At 56.4% G+C, this 20,936-nt stretch carries 21 protein-coding genes and 1 pseudogene; 17 read left to right on the forward strand and 5 right to left on the reverse strand.

Translation table 11 applies throughout. The annotated features are described in order from the left end of the window. Window positions 1-19: 19 nt before the first annotated feature. Genes AC07XM_RS17080 through AC07XM_RS17095 form a run of 4 tightly spaced genes read right to left on the reverse strand, consistent with a single transcriptional unit; the run spans window position 20 to window position 4,014 of the window. On the reverse strand, window positions 20-715 hold the full coding sequence (locus AC07XM_RS17080) for a TrbJ/VirB5 family protein (protein WP_256590371.1): 696 nt from the start codon (window positions 713-715) through the stop codon (window positions 20-22). Then, window positions 712-3,354 carry a VirB4 family type IV secretion/conjugal transfer ATPase gene (locus AC07XM_RS17085; protein WP_102667746.1) on the reverse strand — a complete coding sequence of 881 codons (2,643 nt, stop codon included), beginning with the start codon at window positions 3,352-3,354 and terminating at the stop codon, window positions 712-714. The genes AC07XM_RS17080 and AC07XM_RS17085 overlap by 4 nt, the downstream gene beginning before the upstream one ends. Before the next feature lie 28 nt (window positions 3,355-3,382). Then, window positions 3,383-3,679 carry a VirB3 family type IV secretion system protein gene (locus tag AC07XM_RS17090; RefSeq protein ID WP_011005967.1) on the reverse strand — a complete coding sequence of 99 codons (297 nt, stop codon included), beginning with the start codon at window positions 3,677-3,679 and terminating at the stop codon, window positions 3,383-3,385. An 8-nt stretch (window positions 3,680-3,687) separates the two neighbouring features. Then, window positions 3,688-4,014, reverse strand: a complete 327-nt coding sequence (locus AC07XM_RS17095; RefSeq protein ID WP_158248158.1) for a TrbC/VirB2 family protein — start codon at window positions 4,012-4,014, stop codon at window positions 3,688-3,690. Between the two features lie 1,067 nt (window positions 4,015-5,081). Here AC07XM_RS17095 and AC07XM_RS17100 point away from each other — a divergent pair. The 13 genes from AC07XM_RS17100 to AC07XM_RS17160 all read left to right on the forward strand — a co-directional run bounded on the left by AC07XM_RS17100 (window position 5,082) and on the right by AC07XM_RS17160 (window position 14,250). Further along, window positions 5,082-5,927: a ParA family protein gene (locus tag AC07XM_RS17100; protein WP_256590372.1), complete on the forward strand. Its 846-nt coding sequence runs from the start codon at window positions 5,082-5,084 to the stop codon at window positions 5,925-5,927. A gap of 3 nt (window positions 5,928-5,930) precedes the next feature. Then, window positions 5,931-6,875: a ParB/RepB/Spo0J family partition protein gene (locus AC07XM_RS17105; RefSeq protein ID WP_102667744.1), complete on the forward strand. Its 945-nt coding sequence runs from the start codon at window positions 5,931-5,933 to the stop codon at window positions 6,873-6,875. Beyond that, complete coding sequence (locus AC07XM_RS17110; RefSeq protein ID WP_011005972.1) at window positions 6,872-7,222, forward strand: TrfB-related DNA-binding protein; 351 nt, start codon at window positions 6,872-6,874, stop codon at window positions 7,220-7,222. The genes AC07XM_RS17105 and AC07XM_RS17110 overlap by 4 nt, the downstream gene beginning before the upstream one ends. Next, entirely contained in the window at window positions 7,219-7,626 is a 408-nt protein-coding gene (locus AC07XM_RS17115) for a hypothetical protein (protein ID WP_102667743.1), read from the forward strand. Before AC07XM_RS17110 ends, AC07XM_RS17115 begins: the two co-directional genes overlap by 4 nt. A 304-nt stretch (window positions 7,627-7,930) precedes the next feature. Beyond that, window positions 7,931-8,365, forward strand: coding sequence for a hypothetical protein (locus AC07XM_RS17120; protein ID WP_102667742.1), 435 nt, complete (start codon window positions 7,931-7,933; stop codon window positions 8,363-8,365). Beyond that, window positions 8,365-9,000 carry a recombinase family protein gene (locus AC07XM_RS17125; RefSeq protein WP_102667741.1) on the forward strand — a complete coding sequence of 212 codons (636 nt, stop codon included), beginning with the start codon at window positions 8,365-8,367 and terminating at the stop codon, window positions 8,998-9,000. The genes AC07XM_RS17120 and AC07XM_RS17125 overlap by 1 nt, the downstream gene beginning before the upstream one ends. Window positions 9,001-9,454: 454 nt before the next feature. Further along, window positions 9,455-10,009, forward strand: a complete 555-nt coding sequence (locus AC07XM_RS17130; protein WP_102667740.1) for a helix-turn-helix domain-containing protein — start codon at window positions 9,455-9,457, stop codon at window positions 10,007-10,009. Between the two features lie 23 nt (window positions 10,010-10,032). Further along, complete coding sequence (locus tag AC07XM_RS17135; protein ID WP_102667739.1) at window positions 10,033-10,695, forward strand: hypothetical protein; 663 nt, start codon at window positions 10,033-10,035, stop codon at window positions 10,693-10,695. 18 nt (window positions 10,696-10,713) lie between these two features. After that, window positions 10,714-11,007 (forward strand): hypothetical protein, encoded by a 294-nt coding sequence (locus AC07XM_RS17140; protein WP_102667738.1) that lies wholly within the window; start codon window positions 10,714-10,716, stop codon window positions 11,005-11,007. Further along, window positions 10,997-11,545: a hypothetical protein gene (locus AC07XM_RS17145; protein WP_102667737.1), complete on the forward strand. Its 549-nt coding sequence runs from the start codon at window positions 10,997-10,999 to the stop codon at window positions 11,543-11,545. Before AC07XM_RS17140 ends, AC07XM_RS17145 begins: the two co-directional genes overlap by 11 nt. Window positions 11,546-11,679: 134 nt before the next feature. Next, entirely contained in the window at window positions 11,680-12,954 is a 1,275-nt protein-coding gene (locus AC07XM_RS17150) for a DUF1173 family protein (protein WP_102689289.1), read from the forward strand. Window positions 12,955-12,969: 15 nt separating this feature from the next. After that, window positions 12,970-13,485 (forward strand): hypothetical protein, encoded by a 516-nt coding sequence (locus tag AC07XM_RS17155; protein WP_102667735.1) that lies wholly within the window; start codon window positions 12,970-12,972, stop codon window positions 13,483-13,485. 30 nt (window positions 13,486-13,515) lie between these two features. Continuing rightward, window positions 13,516-14,250, forward strand: a complete 735-nt coding sequence (locus AC07XM_RS17160; protein ID WP_256587419.1) for a hypothetical protein — start codon at window positions 13,516-13,518, stop codon at window positions 14,248-14,250. 16 nt (window positions 14,251-14,266) lie between these two features. Here the strand turns inward: AC07XM_RS17160 and AC07XM_RS17165 are convergent. Continuing rightward, a pseudogene (locus AC07XM_RS17165) lies at window positions 14,267-15,508 on the reverse strand (Y-family DNA polymerase); the annotation flags it as partial. Window positions 15,509-16,021: 513 nt separating this feature from the next. Here AC07XM_RS17165 and AC07XM_RS17170 point away from each other — a divergent pair. The 4 genes from AC07XM_RS17170 to AC07XM_RS17185 are packed head-to-tail and all read left to right on the forward strand — an operon-like array spanning window position 16,022 to window position 20,792. After that, window positions 16,022-16,798, forward strand: a complete 777-nt coding sequence (locus AC07XM_RS17170) for a tyrosine-type recombinase/integrase (RefSeq protein WP_224372408.1) — start codon at window positions 16,022-16,024, stop codon at window positions 16,796-16,798. Beyond that, window positions 16,799-18,475 carry a hypothetical protein gene (locus tag AC07XM_RS17175; RefSeq protein ID WP_102689292.1) on the forward strand — a complete coding sequence of 559 codons (1,677 nt, stop codon included), beginning with the start codon at window positions 16,799-16,801 and terminating at the stop codon, window positions 18,473-18,475. It begins immediately after the preceding gene. Then, window positions 18,472-20,367, forward strand: a complete 1,896-nt coding sequence (locus AC07XM_RS17180) for a site-specific integrase (protein WP_102689293.1) — start codon at window positions 18,472-18,474, stop codon at window positions 20,365-20,367. The genes AC07XM_RS17175 and AC07XM_RS17180 overlap by 4 nt, the downstream gene beginning before the upstream one ends. Continuing rightward, window positions 20,364-20,792: a TetR family transcriptional regulator gene (locus AC07XM_RS17185; protein WP_102689294.1), complete on the forward strand. Its 429-nt coding sequence runs from the start codon at window positions 20,364-20,366 to the stop codon at window positions 20,790-20,792. The genes AC07XM_RS17180 and AC07XM_RS17185 overlap by 4 nt, the downstream gene beginning before the upstream one ends. The last annotated feature ends 144 nt before the right edge of the window (window positions 20,793-20,936 follow it).

The raw sequence follows: 20,936 nt of genomic DNA on the forward strand, positions 1-20,936 counted from the left end.
CCTTTCTCGCACGCGAGAATCAGTTTTCGTCTTTCCAGCGGAAGAATTGTTCGTTCTGTGCCGTCGCTTGGTTTTCCTGGTTGGCCAGGTTCGCCTGCAGGTTCATGTTCAGGGCCTGCAGCTTCGACTGGGCCGAGGTCAACATGCCGTTTTCGGTGGCGATGCGGTTTTGCAGGTCAGCTGCATCCTTGGCGTTGGAAGTCAGATCAACTTGCTGGGACAGCGTGGCCAGGTTGTTCAGGTGGACCTGTACTTCGCTGTACAGCGCATCACCTGCGGACAGCGCAGCTACAACCGAGTTGGAACTGAGCTGGTAGTCCTTGGCACGGTTACTGTCAGGCGCGGTAAACAGCTCCTGCGGCAAGGTGTTGATCAACTGCTCGTAGTAGCTCTGCTTGCTGCCGTAGGCGCCCGAGTTCTGGCGGGACACCACTTCTTGCCAAGATCCTGGAACGATCGATGCCGAGTTGATGGATTCATTCAAGCCAATGGCGCCACGGCCATAGCTACCCTGCAGGTTGTTCAGAATGTTGGTCTGCGCCTCATACTGGTCTTTCAGCGTTTTGTACTGCTCTTGGAGCTGTCGAAGGTTCTGGGCAAGGGCCGCCCAAGTCCCCGCGTCACCAGTGGGTACACCAGTGAATGCGTGGGTTTGACCTGCGATAGCCATCGATACAGCGACCGCCAAACCGAGTTTCTTGATAGTTGTCATCATCGAACCGCCTTCAAGTTGTGGGTGTTTTTGGCCTTGGCTTCCTGCATGAACACAGGCACCCAGACCGCTGGATCGTCAGTGCCAAGGCGCTCGATGATCTGATCCATCAGGGCGACACCAACGTCATTCGAGGACAGGACCGGGATAAAGTCGGACAGGTCCTCATCAGGGTTATCCGACGAGAGATCAAAGCAGGCCCGCACCGATTCCCGGCCACGACGGATCAGGAACTTGTGTTCTTTCGGGTTGAGCTTGCGCAGCCATTCCCGCTCGGCCACCGTCAGGTTTTCATGGTCTTCATCTTTCACCTGGTCGCTGGCCAGGTAGATCTTGGTGACGGTCTGCTTATCGATGGAGTCCGTTTCGCTGCGGAAATACTTGGCATCGGGCGTCACGAAGATAATCAGGCCGTTCTTACGGCGGATCTGCATGATGAAGTTGTCGATCTTCTTGCGCCAAAACTCGTTCTTGACCAGGTTCTGGCCTTCTTCCAGCACCAAAATGAAGGGGCGACCATTCATAGCCTGCTCGATCCGATGCAGCGGGTAGCTCATCACGACGGGCAGCTCAGGACGGGCTTCGCCACCCTTGAGCAGTTCCATCATTTCAAAGCAGTAGTGCCGCGCCTGGCTAAAGTCGATGGAATCCTCGGCATTGTCGAACACACCGGCATTCGCGCCGATAACGCCTTTGGCGCCATGCCAGATGGCCATAACGTCGGCCAGATCCCCCTGGCCGTAGGTCCAGACCACATTGCGCAGACGGCGATCAGCGAACGGCAGACCGTAGTTCTCCTCCACTGCTGCCTTGAAGCGGGTAATGTCTTCGGCACTGGTCGGCGTCGAGGCGTAGCACTCGCGCATCTGCACTTGCCAGTCCACCAGGTACGCACGGTTTTCCGGCGTATCGGGCAGCTTGAGCGGGTTCCAGCGCATGTTGCTGTGCGGGGAGAGCGTGGTGTGGACGCCGCCCATAGCCTTCATGAACACCTTGGCCCCAAAGCGGTTATCGAACCAGAACACCAGCGGCAGAGCCTTGTCTGCCTCGGAAACCAGCAGCGTCAAGAGCGTGGTTTTACCCATGCCGGTATCAGCCGCCATGCCCAAGTGGCCCGCTACCATGCCTTCCATTTCACGGTGGAAATTGAAGTTGTATTGCGTGAAGCTCTCCGTCTCAAAGGCGGTGATCGCAGGCCCCCACAGGTTGCCGTCACGACGGCCCCGGGCGTAGTTGTGCAAGGACGCAAAGCCGGCGAAGTTGCTGGACTTGATCTTGCCGCGTCGACCGATCAGCGCTTCTTTCTGGCCCGGCAGTTGCGACCAGAAGAAGGTTTCCAGGGCGAACCATTCACGTACTGGTTTGACCAGCATTTCAACGAAGCAACCTTCCACCAGACCAACCGCATGATCCAGGCGCTTGCGGTTGATCTCCCGGTTTGCCTCGGTAGTCATCGGCAGCGATGGCACATGCACGAAAATGGTCAGGTGATGCGCGCCATTGACCGCATTGCCGCGGCGCAAGTCGCTGATCCCTTGTTTCAGTTCCTTCTGGTCGTCCTCGGAAATGTTGTGCTTGTCGTCGACGGTCATGCGGCGGGTTTCATCCAGCATCCCCTGCTCGGCCTCGATCCGGTTCTGGAACGTGAACGACTGGGTGATGATGAACTCAACCGGCTGCTGCAGGAACTTGTCGAGCATCCGCGACGGCGTACGGCGAGGCCACTCCCCCATGCTCAGCATCGCGCCGATTTTCGACTCGGTGCTGCCACGGATCTCGCACATATTGGCCAGTACACGGAAATTCAGCCGTGCGTATGGCAGCGATTCGCGGATCAGCAGGTCCGACACCGGCACCTTTCGATCCTCAAGGTTGATCAGGTAGTTGAAGAAGCTGCTCAGTTCGCAGAATTCCTCACCCAGGAAGTCATGTACCAGGTCGGCTGGATAGATCTCATGGTCACCCACGTTCGCCTTGAAATCGTGCCATTGGAGCTGGAAGCGTTTCACCGCGTCGAACGCCGTTTCACGGTCAATCCTGCCCATGCGCGGCTCAGGCAGACGTTGAACACGCAGACGGCGCGTGCCGTAGTCAGCCAGGCTACGCAGCACCAGGTTGGATGCCTTGTAAAGCGAATCAGCCATTGCATCGAGCGATTCGGCTTCGTTCTTGGTCGCCTCGGTTCCGGTCATCATCGCGATGGCGCGGTCCATCAAGCCCGGCATGCCAGCGCGAAAACGCCTTCTCACCAGCGAAATGTAGATATCGTTGATGTAGAACCCACGGCTTTCGTAGCGGGCGCGCAGCCGCTTGTTGAACTGCTGGGAGAACCAGGTTCCACCCATGCCGTCTGGAAAGTCGGTCACCTTGCGGCGTACGAACGTGACGTAAACGGTCAGGTCACTGCTTGCGATGGTGCGGAACACGGTGTTGCGCTGCTGCTCGAAGCGCTTGATCTGCTCGGCTGAAAGCGAGTCGAACAAGAGGCCGTCCACCTTGATGACCTGCACCAGCGCTTCCTCGCTGGTAACAACGGTTTCGTCATCGTAATGAACGTCGTAAGGCACCATGGCGCTCACCAGCATTTCATCATCATCCAAGGCCGCAGCCTCGGGATGCTGAACACCGAGCGAAAGATCCATGTTTCGCGTCAGTTTCTTGAATGCTTTATCAACGAGGCGCATAACTGCGATACCCCCAAAGTTTGCGTAACCGTGATGCTTTCAGATTACTTGCTGCCTGTAGCACGCCGAACAGATATACGTCTTTACTGCATATCCAATACGAAATGACAAACAACACTGGGATAAGCCCCAACGGGTACAGTGATCGAATCAACAGTGCTAACAGCACAGGTGCTATCAGACTTATAAGAATGCTCGACAGTGTGAATGGTCCGACCATTGAAGGTCGGGCCATTGCCAATACGAGCACTTCACCTTCTTCAAGGTCGTCGTACTCGGCCATCGCTTACCTCACTTCAGTGCGGTTTGCGCACCGGTTTTGATGGTATCGACCAGGTTGGGCGAGAAGAACACCAGGAACACACCAGCGACGGCCCAGCCGAATTGCCCCCACGACATACGGCCCGACTTGGCCTGGAAGCCGCAGAATGCGATGGCTGCGATGCCCAGGTAGTAGCCGATATCGAAGATGAGGAAGGACACGACGTCCTTGGCCAGGTTTTTCAGGCCGCTGAAATCCATTGCCGCGTTGGCGATTTCAGGGAGAATTGCGAAGGAAATGAACGACCCCAACACTGCGAATTTGGTGGCCTTGGCCATCCAGTCATCGCGCATCATTGCTTTGTGCGATGGAGTCTTTTGCGAGAGAACTTGTTTCAGAGTTGCGTTGGCTTTGTCCTTGAGCCAAGTGCGCCAGGTTTGTTTGTCGTTAGTACCTACGTTTTGTCCAGAGTTGCGAGCAGAGAGTTGCATACCATTGCCTCTTTGATCATGACGGGGGACCCCCGTACGTTACGGTTATTGCCTTATTAGGATTGTTAGGGCAGGTATCCTTTATGAAGTCGATAGCAGTATCGGCATTCTTGAATAATCTGGTTTTCCCTAACGAGGTTACTACGGTGAAGCGTTGTCCAGTCGATGGACTCTCAATGATTAATTCCCATCTTCGACCGTCGCTTTCCTGGCGTTCATTTAGAAACACCCGGTAATCCGGCTGGGCGACGGCGAAGACCGCCAGATCTTTCTTTTCTAGGCTCTGCATCTCTTCCCCTGGGCAGCTCTTGGCTAAATACAGGGGCGATACTGGAGTCCTACTCGATTTTGTTCTAGATCCCACCTCGCATTTCTTCCCTCTTTCGAGTTTTGATCCATGAAATCCGTGTTTCGTGATTTAAGATAGGCTTTTCATTTCACGAAATCAAGGTTTCATTTCCAGAAATATCGGATCCATCACATTCGGCGACGAACGGCCAAGCCCCTGGCTGATGCCTGGTAAGGGTGTGATTTGATTAACACTTTGATTTGAAAGGGAAATATCCATATTTCTGCATCTGCAATGCTTAGGTCGCCGGCTCCGTGCCGGGTAACAAGGTGTGTCAGTGGCGATACACCACGCGCAGAAGACAGCAGAAAAGGACGTTTGCTCAAATTGCCCGACAAGCGGTCGGAGCCCGCGATTTAGAAGGGATGCGGGCGAGCAGCCGGGAGCCGCCCCTGCTGCCCGCCCTGGCCAACAGGGACGATGCGCAAGGAAACCAGCCCGCACGACACATGATGACGTGGTGCGCAGTGTAGCAAGCCAAGGACAGGGATTCTCGCGTGCGAGAAATTTCCAAGCGGATCCTGTGAGCCAAATCAATTCCCGCATGCGAGAATTTCTAGTAAACCCTTTTTAGGGGTTGACTGTGGGGTTTACTGATGTAAGCATGATTCCACATTCAACCAACCGCTCCATTGGAGACAACAGGAAGGTCACCATGAAACGCACAGCCGTTGCGAACCAAAAGGGTGGCGTGGGCAAAACCACCTTGGAAGCCCACCTGGCCTGCTATGCAGCCGAGCAAGGTAAACGGGTGCTAGTCCTTGACCTGGACGAAAGCGACCTGTCGCAATTCTTCCCCCCCATCGAGGATGGCGACGATACGCCCTACCTCATGGCCAGTCAGCTGTTCACTGATGAACACGCCGGCTTCGTGCCGCGCCAGGTAGCGCCCAACATCTGGCTGATCGAGGCCGACGTAGCGCTGCTGGATGTGGACGATATGGAACTGGACGTTGTGACCAACCTTGCAAAGGCTCTGGACCGCTTCAATGACGAGTTCGACCTTTGCTTGATCGATACGCCGCCCAACCTGCAGCGCCGCATGATCGCCGCCCTGGCTGCATCAGATTCGGTTGTAACGCCCTTCAACATCAGTGCCTTCACCCTCGCGCGCATGCCTAAGCTGATGGCCACCATCGAAACCGTGCAGGATCAATACAACCCTGATCTGCGGTTTCTCGGTTTCCTGCCAAACCTGATCAATAGCCGCTCAACCGAAGAACTGGAAATCCTGCCGAGCCTTCGCGAGGAACACGGCGACGCCATGTTCAACGAACAAATCACCCACCGCCCCTGCATCAACAAATCTCTGGCAGCAGGCAATCCTGTGTGGCGTAAAGCTCGCAGCGGGAGTCAGCGGGATGCGGGTAAGGAAATGAAACGGGCCTGCGCGGCTGTACTCAGCAAGGTCTTTTCGGATGAGGATTAAGCCATGACGGAGAAGAAAAACTCATTTGGGCGGGCACTCGCCACCACCGCCAAGAAACTGTCCGATTTTCAGAAGCGCCCTGCCAATGAGGGCGGGCTCATTGAAAAGATCAGCCCTGGTGAAATCCAGTGCGTGAAGCAGATTCGGAGCCAAGATAACCCTGGTTTTTCTGAGGAATCGCTTCGGGAGCTGGCCGATGACATTCTGGCAAACGGCCAGATCGAACCCTGCGTATTGCGACCACACCCTAACCCTGAGTCTGGTTTCAAATACCTGATGGTTGCCGGCGAACGTCGCTACCGAGCTTGCATCATCGCCGGTGTTTTGGTCGAGGCAACCGTTAAAGATCTAACAGATGCACAGGCCAAGCGCATTCAGCGTTCTGAGAACGTTCATAGCGAAAACCTGACCCAGCTGGAGCTTGCCCTGGCCTTGCAGGAAGACAAGGAGCGGTTGGGCACGTTGGAGAAGGTTGCAGAGGAATGGTCGAAAGGCCTCAACTGGGTAGCTGAACGACTCGCCTACCTGGTCAACGTCACCAAAGATGGCGCAGGCCGTGAAGCAGTCGCCCGTGGCATCACTGCGGATATCTCGACGGTCAACGATATCAGCCGCCTCGACAAACTGGATCCGCAAGCCGCTGCAGATCTACTGGAGCGCGCTGAGGGCAATGAAGATCTGAACCTCCGCCAGGAGGTCCGCACCACATTGCGCAACACCAAAGCCCTCCGCGTTCATAACGGTGGATCCAAGAAAGGATCGGACAAAGGCGCTCCGACGAACTCGACCCAGCAAACCCTGCTCGATGATCAGTTGGGAAAACTGCGCGAGGCCAACACTGTGCTGTCGGCACAGGTTGAAACGCTCACCTCGGAAAACACCTACCTCAAAGCCGAGTTGGAGAAAGCCCGTGCGCAGCTGGCCGAGCACTGGAAAAGCCCTGAATGACCGCCCGGCATCCTGACCAGGACCTGCGGATACCGCGAGAGGAATTCGAGCGGATCCGCACCAAGTCGAAAATGCACTCACGCAGCCTCGACGTAGCCTTCGAGATCCTGGTCGAAGGCAAGGGCCTTGTCGCGGTCGCCAATGCGCACGGTCTTACCAAGCAGCGCGCCTTGGCTATACGCGACAAGATCTATTCCAGCTACCTGACACAGACCCCGGAGGGCTGGCGGTGCGCGCAGATCTGCGCACCAGCCGAAATGATCGATCGCTTCGTGCTGGAGGCCGACGCCGAGCGGCTGCGGTACTGGCAGACCCATTCCATGACCACCAAGGACGTTGACCCATGACAACCTCAACCGACAAAGACCTCGCCCAGCTTCTGCAGCCACTGCAGGAAAGCTTGGCGGGGATCAACCGTTCGCTACGGACGCTTGCCGATATCAGGCTGCTGGAAACCTTTGGCCCTGAGCCACACGACCGGAAGCACTGGACGGCGAAGTTGAAGCAAGCCCATCAAGAGGATGACCAGGCCCTGTTTGACCTTCATCAGGCTGGCGATATGGGCCGCTACCCAGGCGGCTATGACCAGCTGGTGAAGGATCACGGCGAGGACGAAGCCAAGAAGCTGTCCGAACCTGTTATCCGTGCGCTTGAACACCGCAAAGTCACCTCGGCGGAGCTGGATGAACTGGAAGCCGCCCAACCTGTACTGGCGCGGTTGTACCGGGAATTTTCCAAGCTGCAGGGCTGATCAGTCGCACCGGTCCCTGGAGTGACGAATTTGTTCCGCGCCGGTCCCTGGAGTGACGAATTGAAACCCCAACTACAGCGGTAATGGGGAACCTGCACTAATGCGTTGATTTGAATTCGTCACTTCGGGGACCGGGCAGGCGTCTGTCACAAATGGGTATACCTGAAATGTTACGTGTGCGCATTGGGCGGGATACTCAGCCACCTGATATAAAAAACGCCCATACTGATACAGTTAGTTGAATACACCCAAACTGATACGGTGGGTCATCAGGTGGTCCCACCATTCAGATCAGGAGCAACCTATGGTCGAGTTACAAACCTCCACCCTCAAAATTCTCAACCGTCTGTTCTCGATGCTGGTTGTTTACCCAGCGGTTGGGATTTTCCTACTTCTAGCGTTGGGATCAGGTTTCTCATTCACAGGTGCGGCCCGGTGGATCACCGATATGCAATACGAGGCGCAGCAGCTCGGGCAGGCCAGCCAAGAAGGGCACTTGCTCACAAAGCGTTGTTACGAGAGCAAACCAGCCACTGGGGAAATTCCTCAGCTTTCCGCCTGCGCTACCTGGAAAGTTGAAGAGGTAGCTGTCGACGCTGCAGCACAGGAAGCTGGCCAGTCGCTACGGAATCAGTATGTGATGTTCATGATCATTGGCTTCTGCTACTTGCTGGCACGCGACTTCCTACCGCCTGTATTGCGTCGGTTGAAGTGGTTCAACAACCAGATGGAATCGTAATGTTCATCCGGGCTTACCTGCGGGCTTCAACTGACGATCAAGATGCCAGCCGCGCCCGCGACCAACTGGAAACCTTCGTTACGAGCTTCGGCCTGGCCATCGCCGCCAGCTACATGGAGAACGCCAGCGGTTCGCACGCCAACCGGCCCGAACTCATCCGCTTGCTGAATGACGCCAAGCGAGGCGATGTGTTGCTGGTGGAGAGTATTGATCGACTATCGCGCATGGGTGATCAGGATTGGCGGGAACTCAAGGGCGCGATTGATCAGCGAGGCCTGCGTATCGTCGCTATCGATCTGCCTACCAGTCATCAGGGCATGACCTTGCCCACCAACGATGAATTCACCGACCGGATGCTGTCGGCCATCAACTACATGATGATCGATATGATGGCGGCAATTGCCCGCAAGGATTATCAGCAGCGTCGGGAGCGGCAGAGCCAGGGCATCGTCAAAGCGAAAGCAGCTGGTGTGTACAAGGGCAGGCCAGTGGACGAGGAACTGCGAAAGCGGGTGCGTGAGCTACTGGGGGCGAACCTTGGGATCCGCGCCACTGCCAGGCATGCGAACTGTTCAACCACAACCGTGATGCGTATTCGCGATGAGCTATCTGTCGAGCCGGGCGGGAATGGGTGACTAGCGCAGGCGCAGCCGGAGTCTGTCACCCATTCACGGCTGGCCGCCGCCGGCAGGCGACTTTGAGGGCCTAACAGCCAACGCAAATGTAGCGGGGAATTAGAGATCATAAGAACCAGGACTTGCCGACCCTTGTATTTCGCGGCCTCCAGGCCACTACCCCGCTCACATTGTGCACCAACCTCAGATCATGATCCGTGAGCGACCATCGCTCACTATCTATGACCTACCCCTAGCTCATCATCCGTGAGCTAGGTTAGCTCACCCTATGAGCTACCCCCCTCCATGAGCTAACCCTAGCTCATGCGTGAGAGTTATCGCACAAAACTTGAGAGATAACGTGCAAGGATGCACTACCCATAGCTCACCAAATGAGCTAGGGTATGTGTCACCTTGAACGATATCTAACAAATCTGCACGATATCGATCACGCAATGACACCGAAGGAGGCTCAATGGCCAGTGACAATAACGAGATCCGCGCTTATGCGCAGCCGGCTCAGCGCGGAACGTGGGTTCAGACTGAACGGGCCGGGCATGAGCAATGGGCCGCGCTCACCGCACAGGCTCCGCGAGCTGCCCAATTGATGCACATCCTAGTGCAACACATGGACAAGCAAGGTGCGCTGATTATCAGCCAAGCCACGCTGGCCAAGTTGATGAAGACTTCCGTTGCAACCACAAAACGCGCTATCGCCATTCTGACGCAACACAACTGGATCCAGACCATCAGTGTCGGTGGGCAGCGTGGCGGGACCCTTGCCTATGTGGTGAACAGCCGCATTGCATGGGCGGACAAACGCGACAATCTGCAGTACGCCCTGTTCAACGCTCGGGTACTGGTATCGACCGAGGACCAGGCCGATTTGGGCGATGCCAAGCTCAAGCAACTGCCGACATTGGAAGACGGCGATATCCAGCTACCTGCAGGACCAGGTATGGATCCGCCCGCGCAAGAGGCGCTGGAAGGAATGTTGCCGGATATGCCGTCCATTCCTCACGGTAATTGACGCAGAAGTCCCAAGGAGGGCATATGTGGAAAATCACAACCAGTAGTGAGGATCTTGGAATAGGGCAATTCGGCGGCAGCGTGCGGATGAATGATCCGGCGCTTTGGCCGGTAATACCGGACACGCAAATCCCCCTCACCCCGCTCTGCACGCTCACCGAAGCATTGTTGCCCGTACGATTCTTGCCCCCAGGCATGGCCATGACAGTGTTCATTGCCCCTAACCGCAAGGCGAACGGTTTCAATTTATCGACCATGCGCCGGTACACGGTCCATCAGCAGTCAGAGCTGCAAGCCGCACGGGAGAGCGGCTATTCAAGAGTGCTCCTGCACGGTCTCACTGACCAGGAGTTGTCCCCACCGGAGTCGGCTTTCATTCTCGACCGCACATTCATCCGCAAGGAGGAATTTACCGAGGAAGAAGAAGATGCAGATTTGGAGGATGACGATTTCGGCCTAGAGATCAGCAAATTGTCGGGGCGTCCTGCGTTCTTACAGGATCCTATTTACGAGCCAAGTTTCCGTTATACGTGGCTGCTGCAGCTCAATAGCTTTGAGCTTGAGGGCATAGGACCGCGTTACGAGGGCATCTTTGAGAACGGTCTTGGCCACCTCATTCTGGATAAACAGGCCCGTAAAGCACAGCAAGGTGCCGAAGCGGGATATTTTTTCATTCAATTCACCTAACTCGCAGGGAAAGCCTAAATGCCTAAGCCCACAAACATGAGCTTTGAAGAACAAGAGCTACACGCAAAGGCCCAGTGCCACGACTGGAACACCGACTACCCACACGGTGCCTTGGTCAGCTACGAAGAATTGATCGGCCAAGGGGAAACACACCGCGCCGAAACGCGAGGTAAGGCGTGGGTCATGTGTGGACAGGCTGTGATCTTTGTCGACGGCCTTTCAGGGGCTATGTCCCTCGATCATTGCACTGTGATCGAGGCTCTGGAGGCGAAGCCGGTTCAGGTGGCAGGAGAGACTGAATATGTCGGATGAACGCTATGCGCGACTGCAGCAAGCTCTTATCGATTCCGCCAAGCAGCACCTGGTCGAGTTGACCGGCGCGTTAGCGTTGCCTATCGGCGCGGACCGGAACGAGGGGGTTTCGTCGGCGTGGTGGCAATTGACTGGGCTCACTCAACTGGTCCACTTCAACAGCGGTCTGGACGAGGCGACCATTCAGGAGCTGCGGGCCATTGATCAGCTGGCGATCCAGGCCACTACCAAGCCGGTCGACCAGGCGCTGGTGGCCAGTGAAGCAGATGGCGAGATTGCGGCCGCATTGGCTGATCCCACTGCCTCCCACTGGTTTAAGCACAGTCTGCAGCAGGCATTGCCGCGTGATCCAGTGGACGCGGTCAATGACGCTGAATGGCTTTTCGAGCTGTTGAACAAGCGCTGCGTGGCCCGGCTGCAGGACGTAGCGGAGGCGCCGCCGATGAACATGGAGTTCCGCAAAGCAGATGGCAGCACCATGCAGATCGATATTACCCAGGCTTCGCCTGTTATCGAGCTGGGCGGCTTCAAAGCTTGACTGGACCCCAGAAAGACGAAACCCGCAGCACGGCAATGCTTGCGGGTTTCTAGGTTTTTGCGAAGGAGCAAAAAGCCACGCGCTTATTGTACATCGAGCGCAGGAGATTTCACAGCGACACGGAGGAAGCAGCTATGGCTGATCAACGGTATGCGGTAAGCATCGGGTTTGGGGAGAACGTTAACCAGTATTCCGAGGCCTATCAGACCCAGCCGGGATATGCGGTGCAGTGGAAAGGTGTGCTGCAGAAGGCTCACCGCGTAGGCCTGGTCCGCTGCCTGTGCCCGGGAAAGGGCACTCGACGCTTGGCCGTACGGCACAGGTCGGACAGTGATTCGTTCCACCTCTCGCGCTATCCCCATACCGGCGCCGAGCATGCCCTGGATTGCCTGTACTACTCGCCCGACCCCGACAAGTCGGGATTAGGCGGCTACAGCAAAGGCGTGGTCGAAGAAACCAAGGACGGTGACCTCAAGGTCAAGCTCACCCTGTCGCTGCGCAAGAAGGATCCTGCAGACGTTCAGCCGATGGAGGGCACCTCCCCTACCCCTTCGGGTGGCAAGCCAACGAAGCCGGCCATGACATTGGGTGGCCTGTTGCACTTGCTCTGGAGCGAGGCCGGGCTCAATCAGTGGATGCCTGGCATGGCGGGCAAGCGTAGCCTCGGCCTGATTCACAGCCGCCTCCAGCAAGCTGCCGACCGCATGCTCGCTTCGCGTATGCGCATCGGTGATGCACTGGTGATCGCTTCAAGTTCAGCGGATGGCCAGCAGGCCAACGCCAACAGTCAGAAGGTGGCCAGCGCAATCAGGAACAACCGTCGCCTAATCGTCATCGCTCCGCTTGCCGCGTACTCGGAAGAACGCGAGCAGACTATGAGCCGCTACATCACCATCACCGGCTACCACGGAGTACCGCGGCTGTTTACGGATAAGGACACCTGGCAGCGCATCGCCAGGAGTTACGCAGCTGAGTTGCGCGGGTGGCGGGAAGGACGCCGCGTAGTCGCCATCGTCCAGACGGATCAACCCACCGCGCCCGGCAAAGCTCAGGCGCTCAACGTCGCGCTGATGGTCGTCAGTGAGGAATGGATACCCGTTGAATCCGGCTATGAGGCCAAGATCGAGGCGCTGTTGCGCGAGCAAGGACGGCGGTTCATCAAGCCGATGCGCTTCGATGCTGGGCAAGAGCAGGTATTTCCCGATTTCTGGCTGATGGACGTAGGGGCCGGCAGAGAGCTGCCGATGGAAGTCTATGGCCGTCAGGATCCGAAGTACCTGGCACGCAAACAGGCAAAATGTGCTTACTACACCCAGCACTATGGACCTACGGGTTGGTGGTCATGGGATGCCAGCGCGGATCCGCGAGGCATGAATATCCCCGCGTTTCCACCAATTCGACACCCCTAAGCAAGAGTAAAAACTATGGAAAGAACATCAGCGGCAAAGCTCGTTAACGCGGCCAGTTTGGTTGCTATGTTGGCAGTGGGCTGGCAGGCGGTACGGTTCATCATGGGCGACATTGGCAACCCAATTTCTCCGGTGTACGAGTTTGTCACTCAGTCGATGCGCGAAATGTCTGGATTGCCGCCAAAGGCCCCTGCTAGCGAACTGTCTGGGGGGCCGCTTTCATGGCTGATCGGCGGATATCAATCGATCATGGTGTGGGGCCTTGGCTTGGTCTTTTGGCTGTTCTCTGCGTTTATCGTGGGCGAATTGGGCAAAGCCATTGCACGAGTTGTACAGGTCGGATGGCAGCAGTACCGGGTGGAGCAGCGGGAGGCCCAACAAGCCGCCCGGATCGCCGCCGAGCGTCAGGCCGTTAAAGATCGCCGGCGCGAACTGCGCCGAAAGGCGCTGCAGGCGGTGGAACCACGTCGCGGGGCATCCGGCACCCTGCTATTCATCCTCGGTGTATTGGTTGGCTCTTTCTTCCTTTGATCCGTGCGCGTGCTGAAAGGAGGCCGGTAATTGACAGTTGATTGGGAGCTGTACGACTGCAAGCTAGGCCAGCTCAAGGATGTGGAGCTGGCCCGCTTGATCGGCACCACTCCGCACCGGATCCGCCGACGCCGTGAGCAGCTGGGAATCGCGCCTTGGTCAGTCGGCCAGCAGATCGAACCCTATAAGCACCTATTGGGCTACACCACCGACAGCGCCATTGCCGCCCAGTGTGGTGTCAGCAGCAAGAGCGTCAAAGCCTATCGCGAGTCGTTGGGAATCTTGCCTGTGTTTCGCCCTGCCCCACGCAAGCAAGCGCTGCCGTTGAGCCATGAATTGCGGCCCTACAAGCCGCTCTTTGGTTTTGTGAGTGACCAGGAGATAGCTCAGCTGGCGAGTGTCGATCTTTCCGTCGTGCAGGGAATCCGCGAGGCACTGGGTTTTGAGCCTGTGCTGCCAGTGCTAGGCAGCACCACCCCGCAGCAGATCGCTGATTATCACGGCCCTTTGCTGGGCTACGAATCGCTGCTTAGCACTATGACTCCGACCGAGATCAGCCGGCACGCAGGTGTGCCCTACTTAGTGGTTGTACAACGCTGTGAGGCTTTGGGAATACAGCCGTTTAAGCGTGTTTCCGTGGCGTCCCGCTATGACCATTTGCTGGGAAAGGTGCCGGATGCGTTGGTGGCCAGGCTTGCCGGCGTATCGCGAGCGAGCATCGGCGTCCGTCGCCAGCGGCTTGGTATAGCTGCCGCCCCACGGTGATTCTCGCACGCGAGAACTACCGGCATTGCACCTTCCACAGCTGGTCCCAGCTGGTCATGTAACTGGGGCTCAGCAGTGCACGGCGCATGCCCCAGTCAGGGGTCAGTGGCACCGCTGCAGTTCGCAGGCAGTCATGCCCCCATCGCCGGTTGATCTTGTCCATCGTGGCCATGAGCGCATCGGAGCGCTCAGGCTGGCTCGGGCTGAACAAATCTTGCGTGTACTCCCCGCGCTTGCGCAGGTCCAACAGCAGCACCTCGGCTTTGCTGTACGCAAACCCTGGCCGGTAGATCTGCTCTGCAGCCTGCAGGGCGTATTTTGTCAGCTGGCGTACATCATCTGTTGGATAGGCCGGTATGCACGTGGCGGCGTTGGCGTACTTCGGACCATCCCCGTGAAACGAGGTCTGAATGCCGACGCGCATGGCACCGCACAGCGAGCGCTGCAGGCGCAGCTTCTCAGCTGCGCGGTGAATGTAAGTCGCCAACGCTTCCTGCAGGCCCTGGAGCGTGTGGACACGCTGGCCGAACATTTTGCTGGAGCAGATCGATTGCTTGGGCGCCACGGTCTGCTCCAGGTCCATGCAGGATTCACCCTGCAGCTCCCGTATCGTACGTTCCAGTACGACGCTGTATTTGCGGCCCATTGCCCGCGCATCCGCTTGCGACAGCTCCCATGCCGTAGTGATCCCGTCGCGGGCCAGGTTGTCACGCATGCGACTGCCGATGCCCCATACCTCATCGACCGGCATTCGCCGGAGCAGCCATTCGACTGCCTCCGGCTTGCGGAGGTCGACCACCCCCCCTGTCTTATCCCGCCATACCTTCGAGGCGTGCTGCGCTGCCTTCGCCAATGTTTTCGTGTGACCTATGCCGACACCAACCGGAAGCGCTGTCCACTGCAGTACGCGGGCTTGTATAGCACGGCCTACATCGATGATCGGTTCGGGCAGGCCATCGAGCTTCACGAACAGTTCATCGATGGAATATCGCTCCCACTCAGGAACCAGGGAGGCGATGGCCACCCCTACGCGGTGGCTCAATTCCCCGTACAAGGTGTAGTTGCTGCTGAACACCGCCACGCCGTTTTGCTCCAGGAAGTTCCGCACCTTGAAGTAGGGGTCGCCCATCTTCAAGCCGAGGGCTTTGGCCTCGTTCGTACGGGCCACGATGCAACCATCCGAATTCGAAAGAACGACGACAGGGCGCTGCCTCAATTCAGGCCGGAAGATGCGTTCGCAGCTGCAGTAGAACGAGTTGTTCCGGTGCTTGCGAAGCGCTACATCCCTGCCATAGTAAAAACAACCTCTTAGCTTCTGAAGGCACTCAGCTGTGAAGAAGCGGAGGTTGTTTGATGGCAGCCCACCCTTCTAGGTGCGGTGAGTAGCGGAGAGCGGAGTGGGATGGAGCTGGTTTGGGCGACAGAAGACTTGGTGATTGCAGGGCAACCCTATGCGGGGTTTCCCATACTCCTTTGGGACTCAATGGAGAGTTGCGTCCCGGCAAACCTGTTCTTTCGTCACTACCTGCTCCGCGGGGCGATCGGGTCTAAGCGATCCTGGCCTAGTACCGGACGTGCACTGTATGACTTCTTCTGCTTCCTTCAGTCCCATGAGCTTGACTGGCGCGACGTGGATCGTGGCGAGGCCAAGAGCCTTGTGGCTGCCTACCGTAATTACTGCTTGGTAACTTGCAAGCTGGCACGAAACACCACTCGCCAGCGTCTGACTTACGTCTGCAAATTCTACGAATTCGCTCTTAAGGAACGATGGGTGAAGCGTCTGCCTTTCGCCTATGAAGAACGTAACGTGAAACGCGACGTTGGATTGCTTGCGCACGTCGATGCCAGTGGCGGGAAAGTCATGGCCAATGATGTGATGCTACGAACCCACAAGGTACTGCCTGGGTTCCTGAGCATGGCCGAGATCAGATCACTTCTAGCAGTAACAGAGAACCCGCATCATCGCATGATGATGCGCCTAGCACTGCATACGGGTCTTCGTCGCGAAGAAATCGCTGCATTCCCTTTAGCTTATGTCTTCGATCCTGACCAGGCGGGACAAAACGAGCGCAACGTCCGCATTAAGCTGAACCCGTTCGACGGCAGCGGCATGGTAACGAAAGGAAGCAAACAGAGAAGCATTTTTGTCAGCCGACAGTTTATGTCCGAACTTTTTCGATATGTAACCAAGATGCGAGGGGAGCGAGCTTCTCTGAGCAAGGACGCACAACAGACGTTATTTCTCAACAAGGCAGGTGAGCCTTATGGCGAAGAGGGCAAGAGCCTTAATCGGATCATCAGCGAGGCCGGGAAACGGGCTGGCATCAAGGTTAATACGCACATGCTACGGCATACATACGCCACCCATACCCTGCTGAGCCTTCAGCGTAACCGTGCAAGCGGGCTAGACCCACTGGTGTTCGTACAACGGCAACTTGGTCACACTTCGATTCAAACGACCATGGTGTATCTGCATCTCGTTAATGAAATGGCCGATGAGGCGGTCCTGGCCTATGACGATGAGTTGAACGGCCTGGTGGACGGCTAAATGAGCAAACGCAAGGTTTTCATTAAGACAGACCTTACTGCCCCTCAAGTAGAACACAGTCACGATACTGCAGGAAATGTGGTCATTCTGCCTGAAGTTATTCCACCTCCGATCACTATCGTCCATTTCGGACGGAACCCTACAAACTTCCGCAATTTCGACTTCGCTCGATGGTATGGTTTAGGGATCGACTCCATCACATATGCCTGCCACCGCCAGATTGAACGTTTCCTCAACCAGCTGGACGGCGACTACTCGGCCGCCACCGTCACTGCCTACTGCAGAGGGGGTATTCGCTATTTCCTAGACTATTGCCTACTGCGGGCGGTAGCTTTTCGGCGTGACTTGAGCCTGGTCGATGTGAACCGGGATCTGATCGATGGCTTTCTTGGCCACCTTGCCGGTTCAGGTGTGGCGAGCACAGGTCAGCGTTCTCGCTATGCCCAAGTTAAACCTGTACTACTTGCCTTGGGGCGGCGCCGTCTCATTAGTCTGGTTGAGCATGGTGACACTGCCACCTTCCCGCGTAACCCCTTCCCCAACAACAGTCGCAAGGTTAAGGGGGAGACGCCACTGTCTAAACGTGAGCGGCAAGGATTCACAGAGGCACTGCGGCAGGCAATCAAGCCACTTTGGGCCGAAGCTCCATTTGTCACCGCCGAGCTACTGGCGTTCGCCCTATTAGTTGTGGCACTCCACACTGGGCGAAATGCTACACCATTGCTGGAAATGGGCCGCGATTGTTTGCACCCGCACCCTAAGGACGACAACGTATTTTTGGTCCTGTGGAAACGACGTAGCCACAGCACCAGTAGGGTCGTGCTGAGTGCGTCGGACGCCGAGCATACACTTGAGTCCACACCTGTCGTAAGAACTAGCGTAGAGCGACTGATCCGTCGAGTGATGGCACTCACGGAGCCGCTGGATCGAGAAGCCCCGGACAACCTGAGAGGACATGTGTGGCTGTATCGCGCTCGGAGAGGCAGAGGGTACGGTGAAGTTACGGTGTTGAATTCAGCAATGGTAGCTCGCGCTGCAAACCGCCTGGTAGCCAGATACAGTTTATTTGGCCGCGACGGAAAGCCACTGCGCATCAACGTTTCACGGCTGCGAAAAACCTTCGCAGACGGAATATTCGAGCTATCTGAGGGCAATTTGGCTATCACCGCAGCAGCTCTTGGGAATACATTGCGAGTGGCGGATCGAAACTATTTGGCTCCCAGCGAGCATACTTGTCGCCAATGGCGGTTCATGGGCGAGGTTCTGGTTCAGGAGTTGCTCAGCCAAAGTATTGGTGCAACGTATAAAGATACCCCTATGGGGCGATGCGGCGACCCAATAAACGGCCAGTTTGCCCCTAAGCGGGAAGGCGCGACCTGCATGAATTTCATGAACTGCCTGCGCTGTACGCACTACGCGATTACATCGGAAGATCTCCATAAACTGTTTAGCTTCTATTTCCGCGTACTCGCCGAGCGATCGCGTATGAACAAACACCGCTGGGCGAGAGAGTTCGCACACATACCCCGCTTAATCGAGAGCTATATCGTGGCCGAGGGGCTACGGCGAGGCCTTTTCAAGCTTGAGGTTGTGGAGGCCGCCCGGGAGCGTGCCCGCACTCAGCCGCACCCTTTTTGGTCTGTTGATCTGATCGACAGCTTAGAGGTATTCGCTTGAACGACACCATCCAAGCTCCACACCCTTGGGCACTCCTTGCCTCCCAGCCGAGTGATGTTCATGGCCTTACTGATACTGAACGTGACGCCTTAATCATCAGTGCCGCCAAGGTCGACGGGCAGTGGGTCATCCTAAGTCGTTATGGCGATAGCAACTGGAAGCTCGACGGATTTACCAGCAATGTGCCGGCAAACAGGAGACGTATTGACTTCAAGACGGTTCCTCAGGCTTTTCGAGCGGTGCTGAAGGCGATCTTGTACCGGTACTTGAGGCGTGGTCGTCTCGGTTCGGTGCGGCCTAAGGGAGGAATGCTGCGACAGTTTTTCTCTTCCGTTATGCCGTTCCTACGCCATTTGGAGACGTTGAAGCTTGACCACCTTGGAGCGGTAACACCTTTGGTCTGCGCGACTTATATCACCGCTTGCAAGTCATACCGGCAATCAAGTCGATCGGACAGACCGTTGTCGCAGAATGGGTTGTGTAACCGCTTGCAGGCTGTCGAAGCGCTTCATGAGCTTAGTCAGTTCACTGACGACCCGATGCCACAACATCCGTGGCCAGAAACTTCCGCAATGACGATGACGGGCCTTAACGGTAGCGGTGCCCACCGCTTGCAAGCCGGTAAGACGCCGCTGATTCCGGATGATGTGTTCTGCAGCTTATTCGAACATGCCTATGGGCATGTCGAACGTGGCCATCAATTGCTTGACCTGCGAGATGCACTTATTGCCCTGGAAACCGATCAAAGGGAAATTTGCTTCACAACCATCGTTGGGCGCAAAAACCGCCACCTAAACACCACTGGTTGGGTGGGAGGCCTAAGGGCATTCAACAAGGCGCTGAGCGACCTGCGCACAGCTTGTTACATCGTCTTGGCCAGCACTTCTGGTTGTCGACACCACGAGCTAGCCAACCTGCAGATAGGTGCGCACCACCACACACGTGACGATGAGGGTACCGTCTATCATTGGATGCGATCGAGGTCGGACAAGACCGATGTCGGAACTCATAATTGGATGATTCCGGAAGTAGGCGTGCGTACGCTGCGCTTAATGGAGCGTTGGAGTGCACCCTATCAAGCCTTGATCGGAGCCGAAATTCTGCGGCGGCGTCGAAGTGATCCGCACGATCCTCAGATTGCCGAGGCGCAAAGCCAGCGCCATGTGCTTTTCCTCGGCATGAACTCGAAAGAAGGCAACCAGGTTCGCGCCCTATCCACTATGTCCTTAGGAACAAGCCTCAAAGCATTCGCCAAAGATTGCGGGCTGACCTGGAATCTCGCCACCCACCAGTTTCGTCGCAAATTCGCCAACTATGCTGCTCACAGTCGCTTTGGAGATTTGCGCTACCTCAAGGAGCATTATGCGCATTGGTCTATGGACATGACCTTAGGCTACGCCATGGACGATAGCTGGGGGCAGCAGCTGGACCTTGAGCTGTACGACGATGTCCAGGCAGAGCTGGATCAGATCAAGGTCGATGTAGTTGATGAGTGGCTAGGTGACAGCTCCCTAGCCGGCGGTTACGGACGTGCACTTAAACGGTGGCAGCGGGAGCCGCAGAATCTGCTGATCTTCAAAGATCGCTCCTCAATGCTGAAGTCTATTGCTGAGAGCACCGCGATACGGAGTAACGGTCATGCCTGGTGCACGGCGGATAATGACGCATGCATGGGAAACACCATAGAACGCACCCGCTGCGGCAACTGCAATAATGCCGTTATTGGACGTAATCATACGGGCATCTATCAGCGACTTTATGATGATCTAAAAGAGGTGCTGAACTGCCAAGACATTGGCGAGGGAGGCCGTCAGCGTGTTGAGCGCGACCTAAATCGCTGCCGCGAGGTACTGGCCCAGTTGGGCATTGACCCTGAGAACTTGATCCCATGAAACCAAAGGTTAAGGCACCCGTACACAAGCCGGCGGAGATTAGAGAGAGAGATCTGAAGCTAGCTCTGTACCGGATCCAGAAAGGTCGCGCCCACACTGGAGAGACCAAGATAACTATCGCTGCTGTAGCCCGGGAAGCGGGTGTATCGACGGCGTTGATCCATAACCACTACCCAGCAATCGCCGAGTCAATTCGCGAGGCCCAGGGGCGCTCCAGTCGCTCAATGCGTGATGTGAAGCACCAGGACTTGATTGCCGAACGCAAGAAGTCAGCAGCCTACCGCCAAGAAATCGAAACACTGCTGATCAAGGTAGCTGCACTAGCGTCCTTGAACGAAGTGCTATTGGCCGAAAATGTCGTGCTCAAGGCTAAAGCTAGTGACCGTAAAGTAGTCGACCTGTCGACAAACAAACCTCTTGTGTAGTCCGACCTGTCGAAGACCAGCGTTTTGCATTCAATGCGTTAGCAGAAAATTCGCAGAATTAGTTAGGTTCGCTAAACGTCTGTCTTGTAGAAGATTTTCCGCTTGTAACGGTTAAGAAGGCGCCGGATTGCACGACATCCACCA

Source organism: Pseudomonas sp. GW460-LB5 (genome assembly GCF_059423245.1).